Origin of the sequence: Rhizobium sp. AAP116 (assembly GCF_001295785.1) — a bacterium.
Lineage (GTDB): Bacteria > Pseudomonadota > Alphaproteobacteria > Rhizobiales > Rhizobiaceae > Allorhizobium.
The window spans coordinates 1-26,512 of the sequence record NZ_LJIB01000020.1; the positions used below are offsets into that span (position 1 = coordinate 1).

Annotated in this window: 24 protein-coding genes; 14 read left to right on the plus strand and 10 right to left on the minus strand. The window is 61.7% G+C overall.

What is annotated here, in order from left to right; translation table 11 throughout:
• Positions 1-275 precede the first annotated feature (275 nt).
• The 4 genes from IP85_RS12255 (at position 276) to IP85_RS12270 (ending at position 5,683) form a co-directional block, all read left to right on the plus strand.
• Complete coding sequence (locus IP85_RS12255) at positions 276-1,229, plus strand: ornithine cyclodeaminase family protein (RefSeq protein ID WP_054149968.1); 954 nt, start codon at positions 276-278, stop codon at positions 1,227-1,229.
• A complete protein-coding gene (gene hrpB, locus IP85_RS12260) occupies positions 1,226-3,688 on the plus strand; it encodes an ATP-dependent helicase HrpB (RefSeq protein WP_082347672.1) in 2,463 nt (820 codons plus the stop codon). Before IP85_RS12255 ends, hrpB begins: the two co-directional genes overlap by 4 nt.
• Positions 3,689-3,713: 25 nt before the next feature.
• Complete coding sequence (locus IP85_RS12265) at positions 3,714-5,015, plus strand: ActS/PrrB/RegB family redox-sensitive histidine kinase (protein WP_054149969.1); 1,302 nt, start codon at positions 3,714-3,716, stop codon at positions 5,013-5,015.
• Between the two features lie 71 nt (positions 5,016-5,086).
• On the plus strand, positions 5,087-5,683 hold the full coding sequence (locus IP85_RS12270) for an ActR/PrrA/RegA family redox response regulator transcription factor (protein WP_054149970.1): 597 nt from the start codon (positions 5,087-5,089) through the stop codon (positions 5,681-5,683).
• Here IP85_RS12270 and IP85_RS12275 read toward each other — a convergent pair whose 3' ends face one another.
• Positions 5,684-6,166 carry an MmcB family DNA repair protein gene (locus tag IP85_RS12275; RefSeq protein ID WP_054149971.1) on the minus strand — a complete coding sequence of 161 codons (483 nt, stop codon included), beginning with the start codon at positions 6,164-6,166 and terminating at the stop codon, positions 5,684-5,686.
• Between the two features lie 177 nt (positions 6,167-6,343).
• On the opposite strand from IP85_RS12275, the gene IP85_RS12280 reads away from it, so the two are divergent.
• Positions 6,344-7,009, plus strand: coding sequence for a L,D-transpeptidase (locus IP85_RS12280; protein ID WP_054149972.1), 666 nt, complete (start codon positions 6,344-6,346; stop codon positions 7,007-7,009).
• A gap of 76 nt (positions 7,010-7,085) precedes the next feature.
• On the opposite strand, the gene IP85_RS12285 is transcribed toward IP85_RS12280, so the two are convergent.
• The 6 genes from IP85_RS12285 to hslV form a co-directional block, all read right to left on the minus strand.
• Positions 7,086-9,254, minus strand: a complete 2,169-nt coding sequence (locus IP85_RS12285) for a malate synthase G (RefSeq protein ID WP_054149973.1) — start codon at positions 9,252-9,254, stop codon at positions 7,086-7,088.
• Between the two features lie 103 nt (positions 9,255-9,357).
• Positions 9,358-11,361, minus strand: coding sequence for a hydantoinase/oxoprolinase family protein (locus IP85_RS12290; RefSeq protein WP_054149974.1), 2,004 nt, complete (start codon positions 11,359-11,361; stop codon positions 9,358-9,360).
• Between the two features lie 98 nt (positions 11,362-11,459).
• A complete protein-coding gene (locus IP85_RS12295; RefSeq protein WP_054149975.1) occupies positions 11,460-12,863 on the minus strand; it encodes a cytochrome P450 in 1,404 nt (467 codons plus the stop codon).
• 39 nt (positions 12,864-12,902) lie between these two features.
• The gene (locus IP85_RS12300) at positions 12,903-13,829 is read right to left on the minus strand and encodes a DUF1402 family protein (protein WP_054150076.1); all 927 of its coding nucleotides are present in this window, start codon (positions 13,827-13,829) and stop codon (positions 12,903-12,905) included.
• Between the two features lie 189 nt (positions 13,830-14,018).
• Positions 14,019-15,326 (minus strand): ATP-dependent protease ATPase subunit HslU, encoded by a 1,308-nt coding sequence (hslU, locus tag IP85_RS12305; protein WP_054149976.1) that lies wholly within the window; start codon positions 15,324-15,326, stop codon positions 14,019-14,021.
• 69 nt (positions 15,327-15,395) lie between these two features.
• Positions 15,396-15,923: an ATP-dependent protease subunit HslV gene (hslV, locus tag IP85_RS12310; RefSeq protein ID WP_054149977.1), complete on the minus strand. Its 528-nt coding sequence runs from the start codon at positions 15,921-15,923 to the stop codon at positions 15,396-15,398.
• Between the two features lie 200 nt (positions 15,924-16,123).
• Here hslV and hisB point away from each other — a divergent pair, with 200 nt between their 5' ends.
• The 6 genes from hisB to coaA all read left to right on the plus strand — a co-directional run bounded on the left by hisB (position 16,124) and on the right by coaA (position 20,325).
• Positions 16,124-16,720, plus strand: coding sequence for an imidazoleglycerol-phosphate dehydratase HisB (gene hisB / locus IP85_RS12315; RefSeq protein ID WP_054149978.1), 597 nt, complete (start codon positions 16,124-16,126; stop codon positions 16,718-16,720).
• Between the two features lie 83 nt (positions 16,721-16,803).
• Positions 16,804-17,454 (plus strand): imidazole glycerol phosphate synthase subunit HisH, encoded by a 651-nt coding sequence (gene hisH, locus IP85_RS12320; RefSeq protein WP_054149979.1) that lies wholly within the window; start codon positions 16,804-16,806, stop codon positions 17,452-17,454.
• Between the two features lie 17 nt (positions 17,455-17,471).
• Positions 17,472-18,206: a 1-(5-phosphoribosyl)-5-[(5-phosphoribosylamino)methylideneamino]imidazole-4-carboxamide isomerase gene (hisA, locus tag IP85_RS12325; RefSeq protein ID WP_054149980.1), complete on the plus strand. Its 735-nt coding sequence runs from the start codon at positions 17,472-17,474 to the stop codon at positions 18,204-18,206.
• A gap of 10 nt (positions 18,207-18,216) precedes the next feature.
• Complete coding sequence (hisF, locus tag IP85_RS12330; protein WP_054149981.1) at positions 18,217-18,993, plus strand: imidazole glycerol phosphate synthase subunit HisF; 777 nt, start codon at positions 18,217-18,219, stop codon at positions 18,991-18,993.
• A 16-nt stretch (positions 18,994-19,009) separates the two neighbouring features.
• Positions 19,010-19,333, plus strand: coding sequence for a phosphoribosyl-ATP diphosphatase (locus tag IP85_RS12335; protein ID WP_054149982.1), 324 nt, complete (start codon positions 19,010-19,012; stop codon positions 19,331-19,333).
• Complete coding sequence (gene coaA, locus IP85_RS12340; RefSeq protein WP_054149983.1) at positions 19,330-20,325, plus strand: type I pantothenate kinase; 996 nt, start codon at positions 19,330-19,332, stop codon at positions 20,323-20,325. Before IP85_RS12335 ends, coaA begins: the two co-directional genes overlap by 4 nt.
• 15 nt (positions 20,326-20,340) lie before the next feature.
• Here coaA and IP85_RS12345 read toward each other — a convergent pair whose 3' ends face one another.
• The 3 genes from IP85_RS12345 to IP85_RS12355 form a co-directional block, all read right to left on the minus strand.
• A complete protein-coding gene (locus IP85_RS12345; RefSeq protein WP_054149984.1) occupies positions 20,341-20,970 on the minus strand; it encodes an alpha-ketoglutarate-dependent dioxygenase AlkB in 630 nt (209 codons plus the stop codon).
• A 2-nt stretch (positions 20,971-20,972) separates the two neighbouring features.
• On the minus strand, positions 20,973-21,407 hold the full coding sequence (gene arfB, locus IP85_RS12350) for an alternative ribosome rescue aminoacyl-tRNA hydrolase ArfB (protein ID WP_054149985.1): 435 nt from the start codon (positions 21,405-21,407) through the stop codon (positions 20,973-20,975).
• A gap of 120 nt (positions 21,408-21,527) precedes the next feature.
• Complete coding sequence (locus IP85_RS12355) at positions 21,528-23,138, minus strand: phosphoenolpyruvate carboxykinase (protein ID WP_054149986.1); 1,611 nt, start codon at positions 23,136-23,138, stop codon at positions 21,528-21,530.
• Between the two features lie 340 nt (positions 23,139-23,478).
• Between IP85_RS12355 and IP85_RS12360 the strand changes: the two genes are divergently transcribed.
• The 3 genes from IP85_RS12360 to IP85_RS12370 all read left to right on the plus strand — a co-directional run bounded on the left by IP85_RS12360 (position 23,479) and on the right by IP85_RS12370 (position 26,505).
• Entirely contained in the window at positions 23,479-24,204 is a 726-nt protein-coding gene (locus tag IP85_RS12360; RefSeq protein WP_006724182.1) for a response regulator transcription factor, read from the plus strand.
• 79 nt (positions 24,205-24,283) lie between these two features.
• Positions 24,284-26,038, plus strand: a complete 1,755-nt coding sequence (locus tag IP85_RS12365; RefSeq protein WP_236759379.1) for a sensor histidine kinase — start codon at positions 24,284-24,286, stop codon at positions 26,036-26,038.
• Positions 26,035-26,505, plus strand: coding sequence for a serine kinase (locus IP85_RS12370; RefSeq protein WP_054149988.1), 471 nt, complete (start codon positions 26,035-26,037; stop codon positions 26,503-26,505). Before IP85_RS12365 ends, IP85_RS12370 begins: the two co-directional genes overlap by 4 nt.
• Positions 26,506-26,512 lie beyond the last annotated feature (7 nt).

Here is a 26,512-nt window from a genome sequence, read left to right on the forward strand (position 1 = left end):
TTCGGCGCCGCCTCTCGTTCGGTGAAGCGGCTTATACGGCCACTCCCACAAACCGTCAACAGCCGGTTTTCACAAAAGTGCAAAAAATCGACATGCTATTGAATGTATTATGTTTTTTTCCGTTGATGCGGATCGTTGGTGGCAAGTGACACCATTTGAGCAGGAATCCATAGTTGTCTGGCGGTCCCCTGCCCGGCTTCAGACCCTCTCCATGCGTTTGCAAGCCTGTCTTGCCTTGCTAGTGTCTGACATCCCCATCCCGGAGTTCTGCTCGCATGCTTATCCTTGATCAAAACCAGACCAGCCATTGCCTTGAATGGAGCGCGCTCATTGCCGCACTCGACGCCATGTTCCAGGGAGACTGCGTCATGCCAGTCCGGCACCATCATGCGGTGGATGTGACCGGAGAAGCCGATGCGACGCTGCTCCTGATGCCGGCCTGGCAACCCGGACACTATATAGGCGTGAAACTGGTTTCGGTTTTCCCGGACAATCATCTGCGATCACTGCCTGCGATCCACGGCAGCTATCTCCTCTCCTCCGGGAAGACCGGTGAACTGCTTGCGCTGATCGACGGCGGCGAACTGACGGCGCGGCGCACGGCCGCTGCCTCGGCGCTCGCTGCACGCCATTTGGCGCGCGAGGATGCGTCCCGACTGCTTGTCGTTGGGACAGGTCGGCTCAGCGTCAATCTCATTGAAGCGCATAGCCGCGTGCGACCCATTCGGGCGATCTCGGTCTGGGGGCGGGATCGGCAGAAAGCGGAGCGCGCGGCCGACGAGGCCCGGGCGCTCGGCTTTGCCGTCGAGGTTGCCGCCGATCTGGAAAGTGCGGCCCGCCAGGCCGACATCATCTCCTGCGCGACCCTGTCGCGTGCGCCGCTGATCCGGGGGGAGTGGTTGAAGCCTGGCAGCCATCTCGACCTGATCGGCGCCTTCACCAAAGACATGCGCGAGAGCGATGACGAGGCCGTTCGTCGGGCCCGCGTCTTTGTCGATACACGCGCCGGTGCCTTTGCCGAAGCCGGCGATATCCTGCAACCGATCGCTTCCGGCGCTATCTCCCGAGATCATGTCCAGGGGGAACTGGCGGAGCTGGTCAAGGGTCATGGTGGGCGCCGGAGCGGCGAGGACATCACTTTGTTTAAATCCGTGGGCGCGGCGCTCGAGGATCTTGCCGGCGCGATCCTCGCTTACGAGACCGCCAGCCAGGACAGTGCAGCTTCGTGACACCTTCGCTTCCGCTTCTTCCGATCAGCGATCGTCTCGACCAGCTCGGCATGGCTCTCGCGCAGGGCAACCGGGCGGTGCTGTCGGCGCCCCCCGGCGCCGGCAAGACGACGATCGTTCCCTTGCATCTGCTTGGCCAGCCCTGGCGTGGCAACGGCCGGATCATCCTGCTGGAGCCTCGGCGACTCGCCGCACGGGCGGCCGCGTCCCGCATGGCCGGGCTGCTCGACGAAGCCGTCGGCGAAACCGTTGGATACAGGATGCGGCTGGACAACCGGATCAGTGGCCGGACGCGCATCGAGGTGGTCACGGAAGGCGTCTTCGTGCGCATGATCCTCGACGACCCGGAATTGACCGGTGTGTCTGCCGTCCTGTTCGACGAGTTCCACGAACGGTCGCTGGACGCCGATCTCGGACTGGCGCTGGCGCTCGATGCCCAATCGGCGCTCAGGCCGGATCTGCGGATCGTCGTGATGTCGGCAACACTGGATATCGAGCGCATCGGGCAGTTGCTTGAAGATCCACCTGTCATCATCAGTGAGGGGCGAAGCTTTCCGGTCGAGATCCGCCACCGGGACCGCTCGGGCGACGAGCGGATTGAAGATGCGGTCACCGCGACCATTTTGAAGACTCTGTCGGACGAGACGGGATCGATCCTCGTCTTTCTGCCGGGACAGGCGGAGATCCGGCGGACAGTCGAGCGGCTTGAAAACAGGATCGGGCAGGATGTCGTCATCACACCTCTCTATGGCGTGCTGAGCCAGGCGGACCAGGACGCGGCGATCCGTCCGGCGGCACCGGGCAAACGCAAGGTCGTGCTGTCGACATCGATCGCGGAGACCTCGATCACCATCGACGGTGTGCGCGTGGTCATCGACAGCGGGTTGCAGCGGCTTCCCGTGTTTGAAGCATCGACAGGGATCACACGTCTCGAAACGGTCCGGGTGTCCCGAGCTTCCGCCGACCAGCGGGCCGGTCGCGCGGGGCGAACGGAACCGGGGATTGCGATCCGGCTCTGGCATGCTGGACAGACAGCAGCCCTTCCCGCCTTCACGCCACCGGAAATCCTGTCGAGCGACCTTTCCGGTCTTGCGCTGGACCTTGCCCATTGGGGCGTTGCGGATCCAGGCCAGCTCCTTCTCATCGACATGCCGCCTGAGGCTGCCCTCAAGGAGGCGCGCCAGTTGCTGATCGGGCTCGGGGCGCTCGACGAAAAGCTGCAGTTGACCGCCAAGGGGCGACGCATGCGGGATTTCGGACTGCCACCCCGGCTGTCTGCCATGGTGCTTGGCGCGTCAGAGCATGGAAACGCCCGGGCCGCCGCAGAGCTGGCGGTTCTCCTCACCGAACAAGGACTGGGCGGCAATGATCTCGATCTCGATGAGCGACTGAGGCAGTTCCGCCGGGATCGCGGCGAGCGGGCCCGCAACGCCCGCAACCTTGCGCAACGGCTATCTTCCGGTCTCAAGCACCGGGATGATGCCGATGCACCTGTCTCCGCCGGGGGTCTACTCATCCATGCTTTCCCGGACAGGATCGCCCGCCAACGGGGCGGGCGTGGCCGGTTCGTGATGGCCAATGGCCGGGGCGCGGAGATCCACGCTTCCGAGCGTCTTGCGGGGGCAGAGCTGCTTGTCATCGCCGATCTGACCGGCAAGGCGGCGCAGGGGCGTGTGCTCGCAGCAGCGGAAACCTCACACGGCGACATCGAGACACTTCTCCCCAAGGCTATCACGACGTCGGAGGAAAGCGGCTTCGATACGGCGAGCCGCCAGGTGCGGGCGAGACGGGTGACACGGTTGGGGGCGATCATCTTCGACGAACAACCCCTGCCGAAGCCAAAGGGAGACAATGCTGCCAGAGCACTTGCCGAAGGGGTCCGCCTTCTGGGTGTCGCCGCCCTGCCCTTCTCGAAGGCGGCGGCTCAGTTGCGACAGAGGCTCGGCTTTCTTTACCGAAGCCTCGGCGAGCCATGGCCGGATACCAGCGATAACGGTCTCATCGCGAGGCTGGACGACTGGTTCGTGCCCTTCCAGTCGGGCGTGACGAGCTTTCAGGAGATCGGTGCCGGCAGCCTGCATGACGGACTGATGGCGCTGGTCCCTGGAGGATCGCAGCGGGAGCTCGACCGGCTCGTCCCGACGCATTTCACCGCGCCGACCGGACAATCCCATCCGATCCGCTACGAGGGCGATGAGCCTGTCCTGCAGATCCGGGTGCAGGAGCTTTTCGGGTTGAAGACGCACCCCACGATCGGCGGCGGCAAATTGCCACTGCTTCTGGAGTTGACCTCGCCCGCCCATCGACCCATTCAGACAACACGGGATCTTCCGGGGTTCTGGACCGGATCGTGGAAGGATGTGCGCGCCGACATGCGTGGTCGCTATCCGAAGCATCCCTGGCCAGAGGACCCTGCTGCGGCAGATCCCACGACACGAGCGAAACCCCGCGGAACCTGATGGCGCGGCAGAACAGGGAATAGTGATGACCATGGATCTGGCAGCCAAATTCGGTCCGAGCAGCCGGCGCCTGCGTCTCGAAACCCTGGTGAAGCTCCGCTGGGTGGCCGTGGCGGGGCAATTGCTGACCATTCTGGTCGTGGCGCTCTGGTTCGAATTTCCCCTGCCGCTCGTGACATGTCTGGGGCTGATCGCCGCACTGGCTGCGGCCAATTCGTTGATGTCGGTGGCCTTCCCGCCCACCTACCGCCTGGAGCCGGCGGCAGCCTTTGCGGTGCTTGCGCTCGATCTCTTCCAGATGGGTGCGCTGCTCTTCATCACCGGCGGGCTCAACAACCCGTTCGCGCCGCTGATCTGCATTCCCGTCATCATCTCCTTTGCGTCGCAGCCGAGCCGTCACTCGATCGCGCTTTTTGTAACCGCGCTCGCCTTCATCACCCTGCTTGCGTTCACACCCTATCCCCTGCCCTGGTTCGAGGGTCGCACGCTCGAGGTGCACCCGCTTCTGCAGCTCGGCATGTGGAGCTCTATTGTCTCGATGACGGCCTTTGCCGCCTTTTATGCGTATCGCGTCTCCCAGGAAGCGACCCTGCTTGCCGACGCCCTGACCGCGACCGAACTCATCCTGCAGCGGGAAAAGCATTTGCATCAGCTCGATGGTCTCGCAGCAGCGGCTGCGCATGAACTGGGTACACCGCTGGCAACGATCAGCGTGGTAGCCAAGGAGATGGAGCGGGACCTTGGTCAGGACGAGCGCTACCGGGAGGATGTGCAGCTGCTGCGCAGCCAGAGCGAGCGCTGCCGCGACATCCTGCGCCGCCTGACCTCGCTCGCCACGGAAGGCGAAGCCCACATGCGCGAGCTGCCGCTCTCCTCGATGATGGAGGAGGTCATTGCGCCGCATCGGGAATTCGGGGTGAAGGTTGAGCTGATCGAGCTGTCCGACCGGGCACTCGAGCCAGTCGGGACCCGCAATCCCGCCATTCTCTATGGTCTCGGCAACCTGCTCGAGAATGCGGTCGATTATGCCAAGTCCAAAGTCATGGTCAGCGTGGAGCATACAGCCGCCGAGGTAACCGTCACGATCGAAGACGACGGAGCCGGTTTCTCCGCGGGGGTCTTGCAAAGAATTGGCGAGCCCTATGTTACAAGCAGGCAGAATGAAACGCGCGCCGGGGGTCTCGGCCTTGGGCTGTTTATCGCAAAGACACTGCTCGAACGGTCCGGAGCCAGCCTTCGCTTCGAAAATCGCAGCCCGGAAGGGTCCGGAGCGCGCGTCATGGTGATCTGGCCCCGTGAATACATGGAATTGGACACGTCGTTATGACTTTACCTGTAGGGTCTTGGCACGCATAAGGTCGGCAGCGAAGTTTTTGGAACAGTCGCAGGAACGAGAAGATGGCAGACGCAGCATCACAGGTCGCAAAACCAGCCGCCGGCACGCAAGCAGCGGGCAGTCACGATCTCGGCCCTGACCCTTCGCTGCTGATCGTCGATGACGATGCGCCGTTTCTGCGTCGCCTGGCGCGCGCCATGGAAAGCCGCGGCTTCACGGTGGAGCTCGCCGGCTCCGTCGCTGAGGGCATGGCGAAAGTCAAGGAAGCAGCACCTGCCTATGCCGTGGTCGATCTGCGGTTGGGTGACGGAACCGGGCTCGACGTCATCGAGGCGATCCGGGAGCGCCGTTCCGACACACGGATCATCGTGCTGACAGGTTATGGCAATATCGCCACGGCCGTTACCGCGGTCAAACTCGGGGCGCTCGACTATCTGGCGAAGCCCGCAGACGCCGACGATGTCTATCTGGCACTGACCCAACGACCAGGCGAGAAGGCCGAGATCCCCGAAAACCCGATGTCGGCCGACCGGATCCGCTGGGAGCATATCCAGCGCGTCTACGAAAGCTGCGAGAGGAACGTCTCCGAGACAGCTCGTCGCCTCAATATGCATCGCCGGACACTGCAGCGCATACTGGCCAAACGCGCCCCGAAGTAATCAGACAGACTTGAGCTGGGCCGCCCATTCCGCGGCCATGAGCCTCTGGGCGGCAGTCCTCGAAAAATCGAGGGTAACCGACTTCCGCGTTGCAGGCGGAAGGCGGTGCTCGGGTGCGTCCCGCAACAGGTGGCCCGAATACCCATCCGATAGAAAGAGGCCGCAGTCTTCCGGGAAGATCTCGAGAGGCACACCGGCGTGGGTGGCAAAAAACAATCGGTCGCAGTAGCGACGATAATCCGGCCACTTCCGGTCGACGCGAAAGTCCTCGACCGAGGATTTGATCTCGACGATCCAGATCTCGCCCTTGTCTGAAAGGGCGATCAGGTCAGCACGACGTCCATTGGAGAGCGTCAGTTCCGGCAGGATGGCAAAACGCATCTCCGCCAGAAGGATCTGGACACCACGCCGAATCATCATGGCGCGATCCGACTGCCGCCCGTCGATTAAGGGATTGTTTACTGCGACAGAGACTAAGGTCATGGACAACTCCGCTCCGCACGCTCAAGTCTGTTGCAAAAAAGCAATGCGGAGTCATTTTGCAGCGCCGAAGACATTCGGCGGAAGTACGGCACTTGCGTCGCCGAGATTAATTCAAAATAAACCATAATCAAAGATGGTCACAAGACCGTCTCTCAGCCATCACCCACGAGCTTTATCATGCGCTTCCGCAACATCTTGACCGCGCTTGGCCTGGTTATGTCCCTAGGCCTCGCGGGCTGCACAACGACGACCGGCGACAAGGCCGAAGTGGCCGAAACCACCAAGGTCGAGATCTTCAGCGACACCTATGGTTCGGTAACGGATGCAGGTTATGCCCTGCCGGCGATTCCGATCCAGAAAGTCGACAAGAAGTTTCACCGACAAATTGTCGATTATGCGACCAAGGAAAAACCCGGCACGGTCGTTGTCAACACGCGCGAGCGCTTCCTCTATTACGTGCTGCCGCGCGGCAAAGCGGTCCGTTATGGGATCGGCGTCGGCAAGCAGGGTTTTGCTTGGCAGGGTGAGGCCTATATCGCCTGGAAGCAGGCCTGGCCGACCTGGCATCCGCCGAAGGAAATGGCGGAACGGAAGCCCGAAGTCGCCAAGTATGTCGAAAAGGGCATGGAACCCGGCCTGCGCAACCCGCTCGGCGCCCGCGCCATGTATCTCTTCAACGAGAAGGGACAGGACACGCTGTTCCGCCTGCACGGCACGCCGGAATGGGCATCGATCGGAACGGCTGCTTCATCGGGCTGCATCCGCATGATGAACCAGGACGTGATCGACCTCTACAACCGCGTCAAGCCGGGCCGGAACTCCAAGGTCGTGGTTCAGCAGTAAGCTGCACCAACGCAGAATACGAAAAGCCCCGCCGGAGCGATCCGGCGGGGCTTTTCGTTTCGCCAAAGGCCGGCTGTCAGGCCGCAGACTGTGCCTTCAGTTCGATGCGACGACGATGGAGAACCGGCTCGGTGTAGCCGTTCGGTTGCTCCCTGCCCTTCAGCACGAGGTCAAGCGCCGCCTGGAAGGCAACCGAGCCGTCGTAATCCTTCGCCATCGGCACATAGACCGGGTCAGTGGCATTCTGGTCGTCGACGACCATCGCCATGCGCTTCAGCGTCTCGACGACCTGTTCTTCCGTCACCACGCCGTGATGCAGCCAGTTTGCCATGTGCTGGGCGGAGATGCGGAGCGTGGCGCGATCCTCCATCAAACCGACATTGTTGATGTCCGGCACCTTGGAGCAGCCGACGCCCTGGTCGATCCAGCGGACGACATAGCCGAGAATACCCTGGGCATTGTTGTCGAGTTCCCGCTGGATTTCTTCCGGGGTCCAGTTCGGACGCGTCGCGACCGGAACCGACAGAATATCCGACAGCTTGGCGCGCGGCCGTGACTTCAAGCTTTCCTGAACGCCCGCGACATTGACGCTGTGATAGTGTGTGGCGTGCAGCGTTGCTGCCGTCGGCGACGGAACCCAGGCCGTGTTGGCCCCGGCCTTCGGATGGGCAATCTTCTGCTCCAGCATGGCCGCCATCAGATCCGGCATGGCCCACATGCCCTTGCCGATCTGGGCATTGCCGGACAGGCCGCATTCAAGGCCAATATCGACGTTCCAGTTTTCATAGGCTGCGATCCAGGCGGCCTGCTTCATGTCGCCCTTGCGGATCATCGGGCCCGCTTCCATCGAAGTGTGAATTTCGTCGCCCGTGCGATCGAGGAAGCCGGTGTTGATGAAGACGACGCGGTCTCCGGCCGCGCGAATGCACTCCTTGAGATTGACGGTGGTGCGGCGCTCCTCGTCCATGATCCCCATCTTGATCGTGTTGGGAGCCATGCCGACGAGTTCTTCGACGCGGGAGAAGATCTCGCAGGCGAAGGCGACCTCTTCTGGACCATGCATCTTCGGCTTCACGACATACATCGAGCCTGCGCGGGAGTTCTTCCGGCGGCCATTCGGGCCGATGTCATGCAGCGCGACGAGAGCGGTGATCGCGGCATCCAGGATGCCTTCCGGCACCTCATGGCCGTCCCTGTCGGTGATCGCGGGATTGGTCATGAGGTGACCGACATTGCGGATGAGCATCAGGGATCGGCCCGGCAGTGTCACCTCACCGCCGTCAGCGCCGGTCAGTTCGAGGTCATTGTTCAGGGAACGGGTGAAGGTCTTGTCGCCCTTCGTAACTTCCTCCGTCAGGTCACCCTTCATCAGGCCGAGCCAGTTGGAATAGACGGCGATCTTGTCCTCAGCGTCGACGGCCGCGACCGAATCCTCGCAGTCCATGATGGTGGTGAGTGCCGATTCAAGCCCGACATCGGCGATGCCGGCGGGGTCGTCCTTGCCGATCAGGCTGTCCGGATCGACGAAGACGAGGGTGTGCAGGCCATTGGTGCGGAAATAGAGGCGGTATGCCTTTTCGCTCTCACGCTTGAAGCCGACATATTGGTCGGGACTGGAAAGGCCTGTCCGGCCGCTGGCGGTCTCGACGAAGAGCGCGCCGTTTTCAAAGTCGAAGCCTGTAACGTCAGCCCAGCTGCCGCCGGCGAGCGGCAGGCTCCGGTCGAGAAAGGACTTCGCCCACGCCACGACCTTGCCACCGCGAACCGGATTGTAGCCCTTGCCCTTGTCCGCGCCATCAGCCTCGGAAATTGCATCCGTGCCGTAAAGCGCGTCGTAAAGCGAACCCCAGCGGGCATTGGCGGCATTCAGCGCATAACGCGCGTTCATGACCGGCACGACGAGCTGCGGACCGGCGATCGACGAAATCTCCGGATCGACATTGGCCGTCTCGATCTTGAAGTCGGGGCCCTCGGGCAGGAGATAGCCGATTTCACGCAGGAAGCTTTCATAGGCGGCGAGATCGGCGGGCGCGCCGTTCTTGCGATACCAGGCGTCAATCTGGGCCTGCAGGTCATCCCGCTTGGCGAGCAAGGCGCGGTTTTTCGGCGCCAAGTCGTGAACGATCCGGGAGAAGCCGGCGAAGAAGGCATCGGCCTCGACTTGCGTTCCCGGGATCGCCTGGGTCACGATGAAATCGTAGAGGCGCTTGTCGATCGAAAGGCCGTGAGCTTCAATAGATGTCATGACGTCATTCCTCTTACTGGACTGGCTTTGGCACGCAGCATGGCTGAAACCGATTAGCAGTCAATCCGTCATAAATACGAAATATTGTTTCCAAATTCGAAAGTCAGCCGCGTGCAGTCCTGGGGCGACCCGAGGCCGTCGCCGTGATCCGCGCTTCCACGAGCTTGCGGCGTCCCTCGATCTCAGGTGCATCGAGCTCCTCCCGGATGATCAGCACGACATCCACAGCACCACTGGCTTCGGCCCTTGCACGCGCGAGTTCGGTCGCCCTTGCCCTCGCCCTTTCCAGGGCAACGGCTTCATCCGTCGCCCGCTCGCTGTCGCCGCCGCCGGTGATCATGAAAAGCCCCTCCTCCGGCGATCCGACAGTGACGGAAACACTGCTGCGCACCTGCCCGACGACAGCGCCGACGGCATTGGCCACATCGGCATCCGCAGGCACGGCGACATCGGAAGCCAGCATCTCGGCGATCGCCGGGTAGTAGACGCCGGCCGAGGCACCGAGGCCGATCAATGGCCGGTCGAGCGAGAGGTTGAAGCGGGCGATACCCGCCTGTCGCTTGAGCGCGCGATCGATCAGCACCGATTTCGCAGGCTCGATGTCGGCAAGGCCATCTTCGGCAAGCGCTGCGGAGAGAATGACTTCGGCCGACTGGCGCGTCAGGCGATCAACGATCAACTGGGCAAGCACTTCCGGCGATGACGCGATCGGCTGGCCAGAACCATCCTTCTGTCGGATCGCCAGCGCCATGCCGAGTTCGGCCGCCTTGCGATCCCATTGGCCCTGACGCCCAAGGACATGCATGGCGTCGGATGGCGTGAGCCCACACAGATGCACGAGGCCACGGGCGACGAGACGGTCGAGTGTCGCCTTCTGCTGGGTGAAGCTGATCAGCTGGTCCAGGGGAAGCGGCACGCTGCCGATCTTTTGAAAGAGTGCTGCCTCCTGCGGCTGGAGACCGGCCGCCAGATGATCCGGGACGCCGGTGCGGACCGCGAAGCGCCCATCGTGACGTCCGAGATGTGGCGCGCGGAGCTGGCGCTCGAGTACGTCAGTGATGGACGCTCCATGCAGGGCTGCCGCAAGGCTCAAGGGGACAAGGCGGCGTGGGCCGAGGTCGATCTTCGCCGCAAGGCCCCGGTCGTCAAAGCGGACTTCCGAATCGCCTCCAAGGCCAAAGGTGCGCATGGCGACTGCTTCCACCATGGTTCGGTAACCGCCGACGACGGCGCCATCCTGATCAAGCCGCGGCTGACCGGCCTCCATGACGGCGACGTCGGTCGTCGTGCCACCGATATCGGACACGACGGCATCATCAAGGCCGGTCAGGTGGCGTGCGCCGACGAGGCTCGCGGCGGGACCGGAGAGAATGGTCTCGATCGGTCGCAACCGAGCTTCGGCTGCCGAGATCAACGCGCCGTCACCACGCACGACCATCAGTGGCGCATGGATGCCGCGCTCCCCGAGATAGCGCTCGGCAGAGCCGATCAACCGGTCGATCATCGAGACCAGGCGGGCATTGAGAAGGGTTGTCAGTGCCCGTCTTGGCCCGCCGAGCTTGGAGGAAAGCTCGTGGCTGCAGGTGACGGGCAGGCCGGAATGCCGGCGAATGATCTCGCGCGCCCGCTGCTCGTGCGCCGGATTGCGAACCGCAAAATAACCGGCGATCGCGAAGGATGAGACATTGGCCGAAAGCTCGGGCAGTGCTGCTTCCAGCGCCGCCTGGTCGAAAAGTGTCTCGGTGCCATGAACGTCATGACCGCCGGCAATGAAGAGGACCGGATCATTGCCAAGCGCATCGGCCAGGCCATCGCGCTTCATATCGTCTGGCCCGAACCCGATCATGATCAGACCGGCGCGGCCGCCCTGCCCTTCCACCAGCGCATTGGTCGCGAGCGTCGTCGACAACGAGACGAGGCCGATCGCCGAGGGATCAATTGCTGATTCGGCAAGCACGCTTTCAAGCGCGCCGGAAATGCCGATCGACAGGTCGTGCCGGGTGGTGAGCGACTTCGCCTTGGCGACGATCCCATGCGTCTCGCTGTAGATCACGGCGTCCGTGTAGGTGCCGCCGGTATCGATGCCCAGCATGTAATCGGATGTCACGCAGTCTTCCCCATCTTCCCCGCCACTACGGCGACACATCCCTTATGGCACAGGGCTTAGTGCGATTTCCAGCGAGGGAGCGGCAGGAACACGCCGCATTACGGCTTGCGCGGCGTGACCCGCATCGGCAGGCCGCCAGCCGGCTGGGTGGTAAGCTTCTGAACCGGCCAGGGTTTCGTCTGCGGCGTCGTCGCGAAACGATATCGCTGCATCAGCACCGCGAGCGCGATCACGGCTTCCTGTAACGCAAAGGTGGCGCCGATGCAGACGCGTGGACCGGCGCCAAATGGCAGATACTGAAAGCGGCCGATCTTCTCGCGCTCCCCTGGCAGAAAGCGGGAGGGGTCAAAGATCCGTGGCTTGTCCCAGTAAAGCTCGTGGCGATGCAGCGTCCAGGGCATGACAAGGACAGTGGCGCCCTTCGCAATCTCGACGGTCTCGCCACTGGGCGCCGTATAGCGATCGTCGGCGATCGCATCGCGGTTGATTGAGGGCGCCGGCGGATAGAGCCGCATCGCCTCTTCGAAAGAGGCTCGCACATGCGGCATCTGCTCAAGCCAATCGACCGGATCGGCGCCGGACGCTATGACCTCATCGATTTCCCGCTCCATTGCGTCCCTGACATCCGGACAGTGGGCCACGCAATACAAGGTCCAGGCCAGGGCACGCGCCGTCGTCTCGTGCCCGGCCCCGATGAAGGTCAGGATATTGTCCTCGATCTCTTCCGAGGTCAGACCGTCAGGTCCTTCCAGCTCGAGAAGCAATGTCAAGAAATCGTCCGGTGCGTTCTCCCGATCCGTCTTGATGATGGCCCGGCGGTGATCCATCGTCCGTCGCACGAGTTCGCGGAACTTGCGCAAGACGCCGAGACCCCGGATTCGGGTCAGGCGCGGGATCCATCTCGGAGCTTTCAACAAGTCCAGCGGATCGATCCGTCCCATGCTGTGCAGGAGATCGTCGACATCCTTGGCGAAATCGCCCTGTTCGGAGACGATCCCGCCGGAGAAGAGAGTTTCGGAAAGGATCGCATAAGTCAGTTCGGTCATGTCGACGGCGATATCGCGGACGACGCCCTCGGTCCCCGCTTCGTAACGTTCAAGAAAAAGTTCGCTCTGCTCGCGCATCTGGCGGGCGAAGCCGCGGGCATGGCGAGGAGTGAAGACCGGCGCCATGGCCTTGCGCGAGCGTTTCCACACGGGACCTTCGGCCGTCAGTAGGCCATCGCGCAGAATGGGGCGCAGGACAAGCTGGCGGATCTCGGACATCTCGTAATTCGAGGCGTTGTCGACGAGCACGTGGCGGATCAGACCTGGGTCATTGGCAATGATGGTGGTCTGGCCAAAAAAGCGAGTGACGATCCAGGGCCAGGTGTAGGACGGCTGCCCCCAAAGTTCGAGCGGGTTCCTCAGCACTGTGCGGATGATTTCCAGTCGGCTGGGCGGGACCGTCCGCGGCACAGGCGCCGGCGGCTCGAAAGTCGATTTGCGCAGACTGGCGTCCATGTGATGCTCCCTCGAAGGGTTGGAGCCCCCCTAGAGGAATTAGAGCAGGGACTCCAACTCGTCCAGCCGATCATTGATCAGCCAGCCGTAATAGTTCTCTTCCGGCCAATTCGCCGCACCGCTCGCCCGCTTTGCCGCCAGAGCACGGGCCCGCTGCTGCGAGCCGCCAATGTTGAAAAGCGTCGCCGTAACACCCGGGTTCCCCGAGATATCGACATCGGCAATCTGTCTGTAGTCGTCAATCGACTTGCGGATGACCGCTGCCATGAAGGCGAGCGAGATGTCGGGATCCATGATCGCCTTGTAGACGCCCGCCGCGTCGTTCTCGTCGAGCCGGGCATAGCCGGACTTCTGATGCACGAGATCCGACAGCATGAGGGCCGTCAAAGGATTGATCTGCCCCAGACCAAAGGTCTGACCCGCATAGAAGGGCTGGAAGAACACGGCGCTGAAGCGATTGTTCGGATAGGACTTGCCGCCGACGGATTTGCCGCGGAAGCGATCCTGCCACACATCTTCACGGCAGGTCCAGAGACGGTAGGAGTCAGAATAGCCGTTGCATTCGGCAAATTCCGGCCGGCCGACGAAGTCGGCAATGCTCTCGTCCTTGTAGCCGAATCGGAAGCTGTTGCCGGCGTAAGATGCGGCCTTCACGTAATAGCTCTGGAGGCTGTCATAGGCGTCGACATTGTAGGTGTGCTCGCCGACGATGGCACCCACCATATGGATGGGCGCAATGCCATAGGCGGCGGCCGTCTTCTTGAGCTTGCCCACCAGCTTCGAGTCCGTCTTCAGGAGATCGCGGACCTTTTCATATTTCAGATCGAAGCTGGTCTTGCCCGCTTTGGTACGCCGCACGGAGGCGCCGGGAATGGCCGGCTGTTCGGCATTGCGATTTCCCGAGGGGACCTTGTCGTCAGCAAGCGACACTGCGGGCACAAGCCCGGCGAGCGTAATGGCGACGATGAGATTTCTGGCAATAGTAAGCACGATGCGCGGCCCCTGGACATTTGTCCTCGAACGGATTGCCAGCGCATTCGCGGGCAGCGTCCGACTGCGGCCCTCCTTACATAAGAGGCACCTGTATTGTCGATATGGGCCGCTTTCACTTTCCCGGCACGCCGGGGGCGAAAGCGACCCATAGATGCACAAAGATCACAGGATGTAGCGGCTAAGGTCCGTGTTGGCGGCGAGATCGCCGACATGCTCCTGCACATAAGCCGAGTCGATCATCACTTCCGAGCCACCGCGGTCCGGTGCATGGAAGGAAATCTCGTCGAGCACCCGCTCCATCACCGTCTGCAGGCGACGGGCACCGATGTTCTCAACCGTTTCGTTGAGCTGAACCGCGACATCGGCGAGAGCATCGATCGCATCCTCGGTGAAGTCGAGATTGAGCTCCTCGGTTGCCATCAGCGCCTTGTACTGGCGGATCAGGCTCGCTTCGGTCTCTGTCAGGATGCGGCGGAAATCTTCCTTGGTCAGCGGCTTCAGCTCGACGCGGATCGGCAGGCGGCCCTGAAGCTCCGGCAGAAGGTCGGAGGGCTTGGACACATGAAATGCGCCAGACGCGATGAAGAGGATGTGGTCGGTCTTCACCGGACCGTATTTGGTCGCGACCGTCGTCCCTTCGACGAGTGGAAGCAAGTCGCGCTGCACGCCTTCGCGCGAAACGCCTGCACCCATGGCACCCTCGCGGGCGGCGATCTTGTCGATTTCGTCGAGGAAGACGATGCCGTCATTCTCGACGGAACGCAGCGCTTCGCGCTGGATGACTTCGTTGTCGATCAGCTTGTCGGACTCGTCGCGGATCAGGTCGGCATAGGATGCCTTGACGGTGGTCCGGACCTTCTTGGTACGGTTGCCCATGGCCTTGCCGAACATTTCCGACAGGTTGAGGATGCCGATATTGGCACCGGGCATGCCGGGAACTTCGAAGCCGGGCGCGCCGGAGCCGCTGTCGGCCACTTCGATATCGATTTCCTTGTCATCGAGCTCGCCGTTGCGGAGCTTCTTGCGGAAGCTGTCCCGTGTGGCGGGAGATGCCGTGGCGCCGACAAGGGCATCGAGCACGCGCTCTTCGGCCAGCTGATGCGCCTTGGCCTGCACTTCCAGACGCTTCTTGTCGCGGATGAGTGCGATGCCGATCTCGACCAGATCGCGGATGATCTGCTCGACATCGCGGCCGACATAACCGACTTCGGTGAACTTTGTCGCCTCCACCTTGATGAAGGGCGCGCCGGCGAGCTTGGCCAGGCGGCGGGAGATTTCCGTCTTGCCGACGCCGGTCGGTCCGATCATCAGGATATTCTTCGGCATGACCTCGTCGCGCAGATCTTCCGAAAGCTGCTGGCGGCGCCAGCGGTTGCGCAAGGCGATCGCGACCGCCCGCTTGGCGTCATGCTGGCCGATGATATGGCGGTCGAGCTCGGAAACGATCTCGCGCGGGGAGAAATTGGTCATTTCGGGTTGCTCCTCACGATGCCGCGGACCCGCGCATCGTCTCTTGGTGTGGAATTCGATCGGCAGCCGTCAGTCGGCGTCGAGGGTTTCGACCACCATGTTGTTGTTGGTGTAGACGCAGATCTCGCCGGCGATGGTGAGCGCACGTCTGGCGATGTCCTCGGCCGAGCGATCGGTATCCATCAGGGCGCGGGCAGCCGCATAGGCGAAGTTGCCGCCGGAGCCGATGGCGATGGTGCCGTGTTCGGGTTCCAACACATCACCATTGCCGGTGATCGCGAGCGTGATCGACTTGTCGGCCACCAGCATCATGGCTTCGAGATTGCGAAGATACTTGTCGGTGCGCCAGTCCTTGGCGAGCTCGACGGCTGCGCGCATGAGTTGGCCGGGATATTGCTCGAGCTTCTTTTCGAGACGATCGAGGAGGGTGAAGGCATCGGCTGTTGCGCCGGCAAAACCTGCGATCACATCGCCACCCTTGCCGATGCGGCGGACCTTGCGGGCATTGCCCTTCATCACGGTCTGGCCAAGGCTGACCTGTCCGTCACCGGCCATCACCACCTTGCCGTCCTTGCGTACGGTAACAATCGTTGTCATCAATCACCTGTCACCCGCCTCTGCGGGCCTTGTGGAACGGGCTTTGAGGCCCGGTTTGTCGGTTCCTATGTAAGTGGGCTTTCAACGATTGCAATCTGCGGCAAAAGCTCCAGCGCCGCCTTGCGGCAGCGCAATGTAACTTCTGGATATTTCACCGCCCTGCTGTTATGGGAGGGCCGAGATCCTCATGGAGCAGCCAAATGGCAGAGCGTAAAGGCGAAGTTTCCCGCAAAACCAACGAAACCTCGGTCTCGGTTTCCGTCCATATTGACGGCACCGGCACGGGCAAGATTTCGACCGGCGTGGGCTTCTTCGATCACATGCTCGACCAGCTCTGCCGCCATTCGCTGATCGACATGGATATCGATGTGAAGGGCGACCTGCATATCGACGATCACCATACCGTCGAGGATACGGGCATTGCGCTCGGTCAGGCCATTTCCAAGGCGCTCGGCGACCGCAAGGGCATCACGCGCTATGCCTCGATCGACCTTGCCATGGACGAGACGATGACCAAGGCGGCTATCGACGTCTCTGGCCGCCCGTTTCTGGTCTGGAACGTCAATTTCAGTGCGCCGAAGATCGGCACTTTCGACACCGAACTGGTGCGCGAATTCTTCCAGGCTCTCGCCCAGAACGCCGGGATCACGCTGCATGTGCTGAACCATTACGGCGCGAACAACCATCATATCGCCGAGACCTGCTTCAAGGCAGTCGCGCGCGCGCTTCGGACGGCAACGGAAGTCGATCCGCGGCAGGCAAACCGTATCCCCTCCACCAAGGGCACCCTGGTTTAAGGGGCAGTTTCCCGAGTGAGACTGCCACCTTGCTCCGGTTCGGACGTTGAAGCCGAACCGTCGAGCAGAAAGGACTGGAAGACATGCGTGTAGCTATCATCGACTACGGCTCGGGCAATCTGCGCTCGGCCACCAAGGCCTTTGAACGGGCCGCCCGCGAGGCCGGCCTTAACGCCGAAATCGAACTCACCGACAAGGCAGACCGGGTCGCCACCGCCGACCGAATCGTGCTTCCCGGTGTCGGGGCCTATGCCGACTGCCGCAAGGGGCTCGATGCCGTTCCCGGCATGCATGACGCGATCACGGAAGTGGTCGAGACCAAGGGGCGTCCATTCTTCGGCATCTGCGTCGGAATGCAGCTCATGTCGTCGCGTGGTCTCGAGAAGACCGTGACCGACGGCTTCGGCTGGATTGAAGGCGATGTCGTCGAAATGACGCCGTCCGATCCATCCCTCAAGATTCCGCAGATCGGCTGGAACACGCTCACACTCAACCGGCCACATCCGCTGTTCGACGGCATTCCGACGGGGTCGGACGGGCTGCACGCTTATTTCGTCCATTCCTATCACCTCGCTGCGCGCAAGCCCGAGGACGTGATTGCAACAACCGACTATGGTGGCGCGATGACCGCCTTTGTCGGGCGTGACAACATGGTGGGTGCGCAATTCCATCCCGAGAAGAGCCAGGCACTCGGCCTGAAGCTGATCGCCAATTTTCTGACCTGGACGCCCTGAAGGGCACGGATACTCCCATGATCCTCTTTCCCGCCATCGACCTCAAGGACGGCCAGTGCGTACGCCTCAAGCTTGGTGATATGGACCAGGCGACTGTCTACAATCCCGATCCGGCCGCTCAGGCGCGCGCCTTCGAAGACCAGGGCTTCGAATGGCTGCATGTCGTCGACTTGAACGGCGCCTTTGCCGGTGAAAGCGTCAATGGCGCTGCCGTCGATGCAATCCTGAAGGCCACGAAGAACCCGGTACAGCTCGGCGGCGGCATCCGTACGCTCGACCACATCGAGAGCTGGCTGTCGCGTGGGCTGTCGAGGGTGATCCTGGGTACGGTTGCCGTGCGTGATCCGGCGCTGGTCATCGAAGCCTGCAAGCGCTTCCCCGGCAAGGTCGCCGTCGGTATCGACGCCAAGGGCGGCAAGGTTGCCGTCGAGGGCTGGGCGGAAGCCTCCGAACTCGGCGTAATCGAACTCGCCCAGCGTTTCGAAGGCGCTGGAGTCGCTGCGATCATCTATACCGACATCGACCGCGACGGGATCCTGACGGGGATCAACTGGGCCTCGACGCTGGAGCTTGCCGCTGCCGTTTCGATCCCGGTGATTGCGTCGGGCGGTCTCGCCTCGATCGAAGATATCAAGCGCATGCTGGAACCTGATGCGAAGAAGCTCGAAGGTGCGATTTCCGGGCGCGCGCTTTATGATGGGCGCATCGACCCAGCAGAGGCGCTCGCGCTGATCAAGGCTGCGAGAGGCTGAGGACAAGACCATGACACTCAAGGCCCGCGTGATCCCCTGCCTCGACGTCAAGGACGGCCGCGTCGTCAAGGGCGTCAATTTCGTCGATCTCATCGATGCCGGTGACCCGGTCGAGGCTGCCAAGGCTTACGACGCCGCTGGCGCCGACGAGCTCTGCTTCCTCGACATCACCGCGTCCTCCGACAACCGCGATACGATCTTCGACGTGGTTGCCCAGACGGCCGATCATTGCTTCATGCCGCTGACGGTTGGCGGTGGCGTTCGCGCCGTCGCCGACATCCGCAAGCTCCTGCTTTGCGGCGCCGACAAGGTGTCGATCAATTCGGCAGCGGTGAAGAACCCCGATTTTGTGGCAGAAGCCGCCGACAAGTTCGGCAACCAGTGCATCGTCGTCTCGATCGACGCGAAGAAGGTTTCCTTAGCCGGCGAGACAGATCGCTGGGAGATCTTCACCCATGGCGGACGCCAGCCGACCGGCATCGATGCGGTCGAATTCGCGGTGAAGATGGTCGAGCGCGGCGCCGGTGAACTGCTGGTGACGTCGATGGACCGGGACGGCACGAAGAGCGGTTACGATATCGGCCTCACCCGCACGATCGCCGACAGCGTCCGCGTCCCCGTCATCGCCTCGGGCGGCGTTGGCAATCTGGACGATCTGGTCGCGGGTATTCGAGACGGACATGCGACTGCGGTGCTTGCCGCCTCGATCTTCCACTTCGGCACCTATTCGATTGCAGAGGCGAAGGCCCATATGGCCGCAGCCGGCATCGCCATGCGTCTCGACTGACGCGGAAGGACCCGTGATGAGCAGTTTCACCCTTGCCGATCTCGAAGCCATTGTAGCCAGCCGGGCCCAGGCGGATCCAAGCCAATCCTGGACGGCAAAACTCGTGGCAGGCGGCCAGGACAAGGCTGCAAAAAAACTCGGCGAAGAGGCGATCGAGGCTGTGATGGCCGCAGTCAAACAAGACCGCGAGAACCTCGTCTACGAGAGCGCGGACCTCCTTTATCACCTGATGGTCGTATTGAAAATTGCGGACATCCCTTTACAAGCAGTAATGCAGGAACTTGAGCGCCGCACTGCTCAGACAGGCCTGAGCGAGAAGGCCAGTCGGCAGGATCCATGACGATAGCTATGCGGGACCCCGAAACGCCAGACGTCCTCGACCATTTCCAGGCGAACGGCTATTCCCCCTATCACTTCTTCGATTCCGAAGAATGGGCGCATTTCCGCGCCGATACGCCGCTGACCCTGACAGCTGACGAGGTTCACCGGCTCCGCTCGATCGATGATCCGATCGATCTCAATGAAGTCCGGCGGATCTATCTGTCGCTCTCGCGCCTGTTGTCTTCACATGTAGAATCCTCGCAGCTGTTGTTCGAGCAGCGCAACCGCTTCCTCAGCCTTTCCGACGTCTTCAAGACGCCGTTTGTGATCGGCATTGCCGGATCCGTTGCCGTGGGCAAATCGACGACCGCGCGTGTTCTGAAAGAACTTCTGGCGCGTTGGCCATCCAGCCCGAAGGTCGACCTCGTGACGACCGACGGCTTCCTGTATCCGAACGCGCATCTGGTGAAGAACGGCATCCTGAACCGCAAAGGCTTCCCGGAAAGCTACGACATCGGTGCGCTCCTGCGCTTCCTGTCGGCGATCAAGGCGGGACTGCCGAATGTCAAGGCGCCCAGCTATTCGCACTTGACCTATGACGTGCTGCCGAACGAGCACCGGGTGATCGACCGTCCGGATATCCTGATCTTCGAGGGCATCAACGTCCTTCAGTCGCGCAACCTTCCGGCCGATGGCAAGATCGTGCCAATGGTCTCGGACTTCTTCGATTTTTCGATCTATATCGACGCCGATGAGAACGCGACCCACCGCTGGTATGTCGACCGCTTCATGAAACTGCGGCAGACCGCGTTCCGCGATCCTAACTCCTACTTCCATCGCTATGCGACCATCAGTGAGGATGAGGCCAAGGAGATCGCCGAGGGCCTCTGGACGAATATCAACCTGAAGAACCTCAGGGAAAACATCCTGCCGACCCGGCCACGCGCCGATCTCATCCTGCGCAAGGGTGACAATCACCTCGTCGAAACCGTGGCGCTGAGAAAACTGTAGGCGATCGATCGCCGGCTATGGATTGACCCGGCGCAGGGTCAGATTGATGCGCCCACCCGATTTCAGAAGGGTCGAGGTCCCGGGATAGATGCGGTCTACCCCGTGGAAGCAGAGGCGCCCCTCCCCTCCCAGCAAGAAAACATCGCCGCTTTCCAGCTTCAGCGATTGGGTGCGATCGGTCCGTGCCAATCCCCCGATGCGAAACAGGCAGGTATTGCCGAGTGAGATCGAGAGCACCGGTGCGGCAAATTCCGATTCGTCGCGATCTTGATGCAGGCCCATCTTGGCGTCGTCGGCATAGAAATTGACGAGACAGGCCTCCGGGTCTTTCGGATAGCCTGAAAGCTCGCGCCAGAGATCAAGAAGAACGTCCGGGATTGCCGGCCAGGGCTCGCCAGTCATCGGGTGGGTTGCCTGATAACGATAGCCGCGCTCCTTGTCCGTCACCCAGCCAAGCGGTCCGCAATTTGTCATCCGGACAGACATGGGCCTGCCGGAACCCGGCATGACCGGCACATAAAGCGGCGCTTCAGCAACGATGCCGCGAATGATCTCGACGAGGTTTGCCTGCTCTTCGCGCGCCAGCCGGCCAGGCAGGTAACGAAGACCGGATGAAAGACTGATCTCGGCTTTCGCTGCGGCCATGCTCAGTCTCCCGTCGGTTTGCCGCGCATCTTCTTCACATCCGAGCGGCCGGATTTCGCCTTGAGGCGCCGTTCGATCGAACCCTTGGTCGGTTTCGTCTTCTTGCGCGGCGGCGGCGGTGGCTTGGCGGCCTCGAGGAGCAATTCCTTCAACCGTTCCCGTGCATCTTCGCGATTGCGATCCTGGCTGCGGAAGCGGCTGGCCTCGATCATCAACACGCCTTCCTTGGACAGGCGTTTGCCGGCGAGCTTCGCCGCATTCTGCTTCACGCGGTCGTTCAGCGAGGGCGATCCGAGCAGGTTGAAGAAGAGCTGGACCGCAGTCGAAACCTTGTTGACGTTCTGGCCACCAGGGCCCCCGGCCAGCACGAACTGCTCCGTCAATTCCCAGCCGGCTATCGTGATGCGGTTGTTGATCTCGAGTGGTTCGCTTGCCATGTCATCGGTCTCTTGGTCAGGCCTCCATATCGGCCGTGACCGCAGCAAAGGCAAGCCGGAAGCAGAAAAGGCCCGGCAGCAAAGCTACCGGGCCTCCTTCATCTTCGGGAATTCAGTCGTTCATTCCGCCGCGAGGCGAATGCCCGGGGCCGCATCACGAACCTTGCCGTCGACATGAGCTTCGAACTTGGCGAAGTTGTCGATGAACATGCCGACCAGCTTCTTGGCCTGCGCGTCGTAGGCCGCACCATCGGCCCAAGTCGAACGCGGGTCGAGGATCTTGGTATCGACGCCATCAACGGCGACCGGAACCGCGAAACCGAAGTTCGCATCTGTGCGCATCTCGACCTTTTTCAATTCGCCGGTCAGTGCAGCGGTCAGCAGCGCGCGCGTCGCCTTGATCGGCATGCGATTACCGATCCCGTAGGCACCTCCGGTCCAGCCGGTGTTGACCAGCCAGCAATCGACCTGATGACGGGCGATCAGATCACGCAGCAGGTTGCCATATTCGGTCGGATGGCGCGGCATGAAGGGTGCGCCAAAGCATGTCGAGAAGGTCGCTTCCGGTTCGGTCACGCCCTTTTCAGTGCCGGCTACCTTTGCAGTATAGCCGGACAGGAAGTGGTACATGGCCTGTTCCGGCGTGAGCTTCGCGATCGGCGGCAACACGCCGAAGGCATCCGCCGTCAGCATGATGATCGTCTTCGGATGCGGCGCGATTCCGGTTTCCGACGCATTCGGGATGAAATGCAGCGGATAGGCGCAACGGGTGTTTTCCGTCAACGAGCCATCGTTGAAGTCAGGCACGCGGTTCTCGTCGAGAATGACGTTTTCCAGCACCGTGCCGAAACGCTTGGTCGTTGCGAAGATCTCCGGCTCGGCTTCGGCCGAGAGACGGATGGTCTTGGCGTAGCAGCCACCTTCGAAGTTGAAGATGCCGTTTTCGCCCCAGCCATGCTCATCGTCACCGACCAGTGTGCGCTTTGGATCGGCCGAGAGCGTCGTCTTGCCGGTACCGGACAGGCCGAAGAACACAGCCGCATCGCCATCGGGACCGACATTGGCCGAGCAATGCATCGGCATGACGCCCTTCGTCGGCAGCAGGTAGTTGAGGACGGTAAAGACCGACTTCTTCATCTCGCCGGCGTAGGACGTGCCGCCGATGAGGACGATGCCATTGGTCAGGTCGCAGGCAATGACGGTTTCGGTGCGGCAGCCATGGCGGGCCGGATCGGCGCGGAAGCTCGGCAGATCGATGATGGTCAGCTTCGCCAGGAAACCTTCCAAGGCGTCACGCTCGGGACGAATCAGCAGATTGCGGATGAAGAGCGAGTGCCAGGCGAATTCGGTCACTACCCGCGTTGGCAAGGCGTTATCCGCGTCGGCGCCGCCGATCAGGTCCTGAACGAAAAGATCGCGGCCTTCGGCATGGGCCAGCATGTCCTGATGCAACACGGCGAAATGTTCCGGCGACATCGGCTTGTTGTTGTCCCACCAGATCTGGCCGTCGGTATTGCCGTCGCGGACGACGAACTTGTCCTTGGCAGAACGGCCGGTGTGCTGACCGGTCAGCGCACGAAGTGCACCATCTGCTGTCAGCTCCGCCTCGCCGCGACGGATCGCCTCTTCATAAAGAGCCGCTTCCAGGAAGTTGTAGCGAACGCTGGCAGCCTTCCCCAAGCCGATTTCCGAGATCCCCGCAGCCGGGTTCCTCACGCCGAATTCCTCCATGGTCCGCTTTCCTCTCACATGGGCCAGAACTTTGAATGAGCGAAACCTAAACGGCAGAGCAGTGAAATGCAAGGCAGCAGGGCAAAAAATATAATGATATCAATTATTTAATCGATTTAAAACGGAAAACACTCTTTTTAAATCGTTTAGTTCCGCTTCCATTCCGCCATCATCGGGGGCCGCGATGGACGGAAAACGGCGGACGAAACGAAATCCGCTGTCCCTGCCCCTTCCCCTCTGCCACAATTTGTTCCACCTTTATCCCCATATCGCACTGCCATGGAACCAGAGCTGGGCTGGACAGACCAGGAGCAGCGCAACGATGACGGAGACGTACCCTATGCAGACGATCGCCCTCGTGGATGACGACCGCAATATTCTGACTTCGGTTTCCATCGCACTCGAAGCGGAAGGTTATAAGGTCGAAACCTACACCGATGGCGCCTCGGCTCTTGACGGTCTTCTGGCCCGACCGCCACAGCTCGCCATCTTCGACATCAAGATGCCGCGCATGGATGGCATGGAGCTGCTGCGTCGCCTGCGCCAGAAGTCCGATATCCCGGTGATCTTCCTGACCTCGAAGGACGAGGAAATCGACGAGCTCTTCGGCTTGAAGATGGGCGCTGATGATTTCATCACCAAGCCCTTCTCGCAGCGCCTGCTGGTGGAGCGCGTGAAAGCGATCCTGCGACGGTCTGCAAGCCGCGAGAGCTTTGCTGCGGGTAACGGCCCTGCAAAGGGAAGCCCCGAGCAACAGGCCCGCACGCTGGAGCGCGGACAGCTGGTGATGGACCAGGAACGCCATACCTGCACCTGGAAGGGTGATCCGGTGACGCTGACCGTGACCGAATTCCTCATCCTGCAGTCGCTGGCGCAGCGCCCCGGCGTGGTCAAGAGTCGTGACGCCTTGATGGACGCGGCCTATGACGAGCAGGTCTATGTTGACGACCGCACGATCGACAGCCACATCAAGCGGCTGCGCAAGAAGTTCAAGATGGTCGATACCGACTTCGACATGATTGAAACGCTGTACGGTGTCGGCTACCGCTTCCGCGAAGCAGCGTAAGATCCCGCCGTAGCAGCCTTGATGGCTGACAGGACGGGCGAAAGGCAAAGGTTTGACCCAGCAGGTTGACGAGGGACATCTGGAGGAGACGGATTCCGGCTCCGAGCAGCGTCGGCTGTTCAGCCATCCCTTCACGCTCATCCGCCGGATCTTCGGCCACGCGCTGTTTTCCAGCCTGACGCGCCGGATCGTCTTCTTCAATCTCGCCGCACTCATCGTGCTCGTCGGCGGCATCATGTATCTCAATCAGTTCCGCGAGGGACTGATCGATGCGCGCGTCGAGAGCCTTCTGACGCAGGGCGAGATCATCGCGGCGGCCGTATCGGCGTCTGCCTCTGTCGATACGAACTCGATCACGATCGATCCGGAGAAACTGCTCGAACTGCAGGCCGGACAGAGCATCACGCCGGTTCCGAACGACGAAGATCTCGAGTTTCCGATCAATCCGGAACGCGTGGCACCGGTTCTTCGGCGCTTGATCTCCCCGACGCGCATCCGCGCCCGCCTCTTCGACGCCGATGCCAACCTGCTGCTTGATTCGCGGCATCTCTATTCGCGCGGCCAGGTTCTGCGCTTCGACCTGCCGCCGGTCGACAATGATTCCACCAGCTTTACCGACTGGATCACCCGCCTCTTCAACACGATCCTGCAGCCCGGCAATCTGCCGGTCTATCGGGAAGCGCCTGGCGGTGACGGCTCGATCTATCCGGAGGTCATGAACGCGCTGACCGGGGTTCGCGGTGCGGTCGTCCGCGTGACCGACCAGGGAGAATTGATCGTCTCTGTCGCAGTGCCGGTACAGCGCTCGCGTGCTGTCCTCGGTGTGCTCCTGCTATCAACCCAGGCCGGGGACATCGACAAGATCGTCCATGCTGAACGCCTCGCGATCCTGCGGGTCTTCGGGGTTGCGACCCTCGTCAATATCGTTGTGTCGCTGCTCTTGTCCTCGACCATCGCCAATCCGCTGCGCCGCCTCTCGGCAGCCGCCATCCGTGTTCGCCGTGGCGCAAAGGAGCGTGAGGAAATCCCCGACTTCTCCATCCGACAGGATGAGATCGGCAACCTTTCCATCGCGCTGCGCGAAATGACGACAGCGCTCTACGATCGCATTGATGCGATCGAGAGTTTCGCTGCCGACGTCAGCCACGAGCTCAAGAACCCGCTGACCTCGCTGCGTTCGGCCGTCGAAACCCTGCCGCTCGCCAAGACAGACCAGTCCCGGCAGCGGCTTATGGATATCATCCAGCACGACGTCCGCCGTCTCGACCGTCTGATCAGCGACATCTCCGACGCCTCACGCCTCGACGCGGAACTGGCGCGCTCGGACGCAAAGCCTGTCGATCTCGGGGTGCTCGTTTCCAGCCTCGTCGACATCTCCAGGGAAATCCGCAGCGGCAAGAAGGCCGTTCAGATCGACTACGTGATCGATCAGAAACCCGGATCGAACCAGCATTTCGTGGTCCACGGGCACGACCTGCGTCTCGGACAAATCGTCACCAACCTGATCGAGAATGCACGGTCCTTCGTGCCAGAAGACAGCGGCCGGATCCTCGTCAAGCTGTCGCGCAATCGCACGCGGTGCCAGATCCAGGTGGAGGACAACGGGCCCGGCATTCAGGCCGAGGACATCGACCGCATCTTCGAACGTTTCTACACCGACCGACCAGAGGGCGAGAGCTTCGGCCAGAATTCCGGTCTCGGGTTATCGATCAGCCGACAGATCGCCGAGGCCCATGGCGGCACCCTGCGGGCCGAAAACGTCGTGGACCCGGCATCGGGCCGCATCACCGGCGCCCGCTTCGTCCTGTCCCTGCCCGTAGAGACTGCGGCATGACGGGCGAGACCCACAACATCCATGCGACGGCGATCAGCGTCGATGGTCTCGGCTTGGCATTTGTCGGGCCATCGGGCAGCGGCAAGTCGAGCCTTGCTTTCGATTGCCTCGCAGAAGCCAGGCTCGCCAATATCCCGGCTGCGCTAATCTCGGATGACCGTGTCATCATATCGCTGGAGAACGGCCAGGTCTTTGCCTCCTGCCCCGAACCGATCCGCGGTCTGATCGAACTCCGATACAGCGGTATCGTCTCCGTCGATCATGTGGACCGCGCCGAACTGAGCTATATCGTGCTGCCGGTCGGCGCGGATGAAAGACATCGGTTGCCGCCGGACGACGAGCAAGCCGAGCTTATCGCGGGACTTAGCCTTCCGGTCGTCAGGGTGCCGATGTGGAGCCGTTTTCCACTCAGCCTGATCTTGGCGCGTATTCGAAGCCTTGCAGCGAACCGGCAATTTACACGCTGATTTGGCT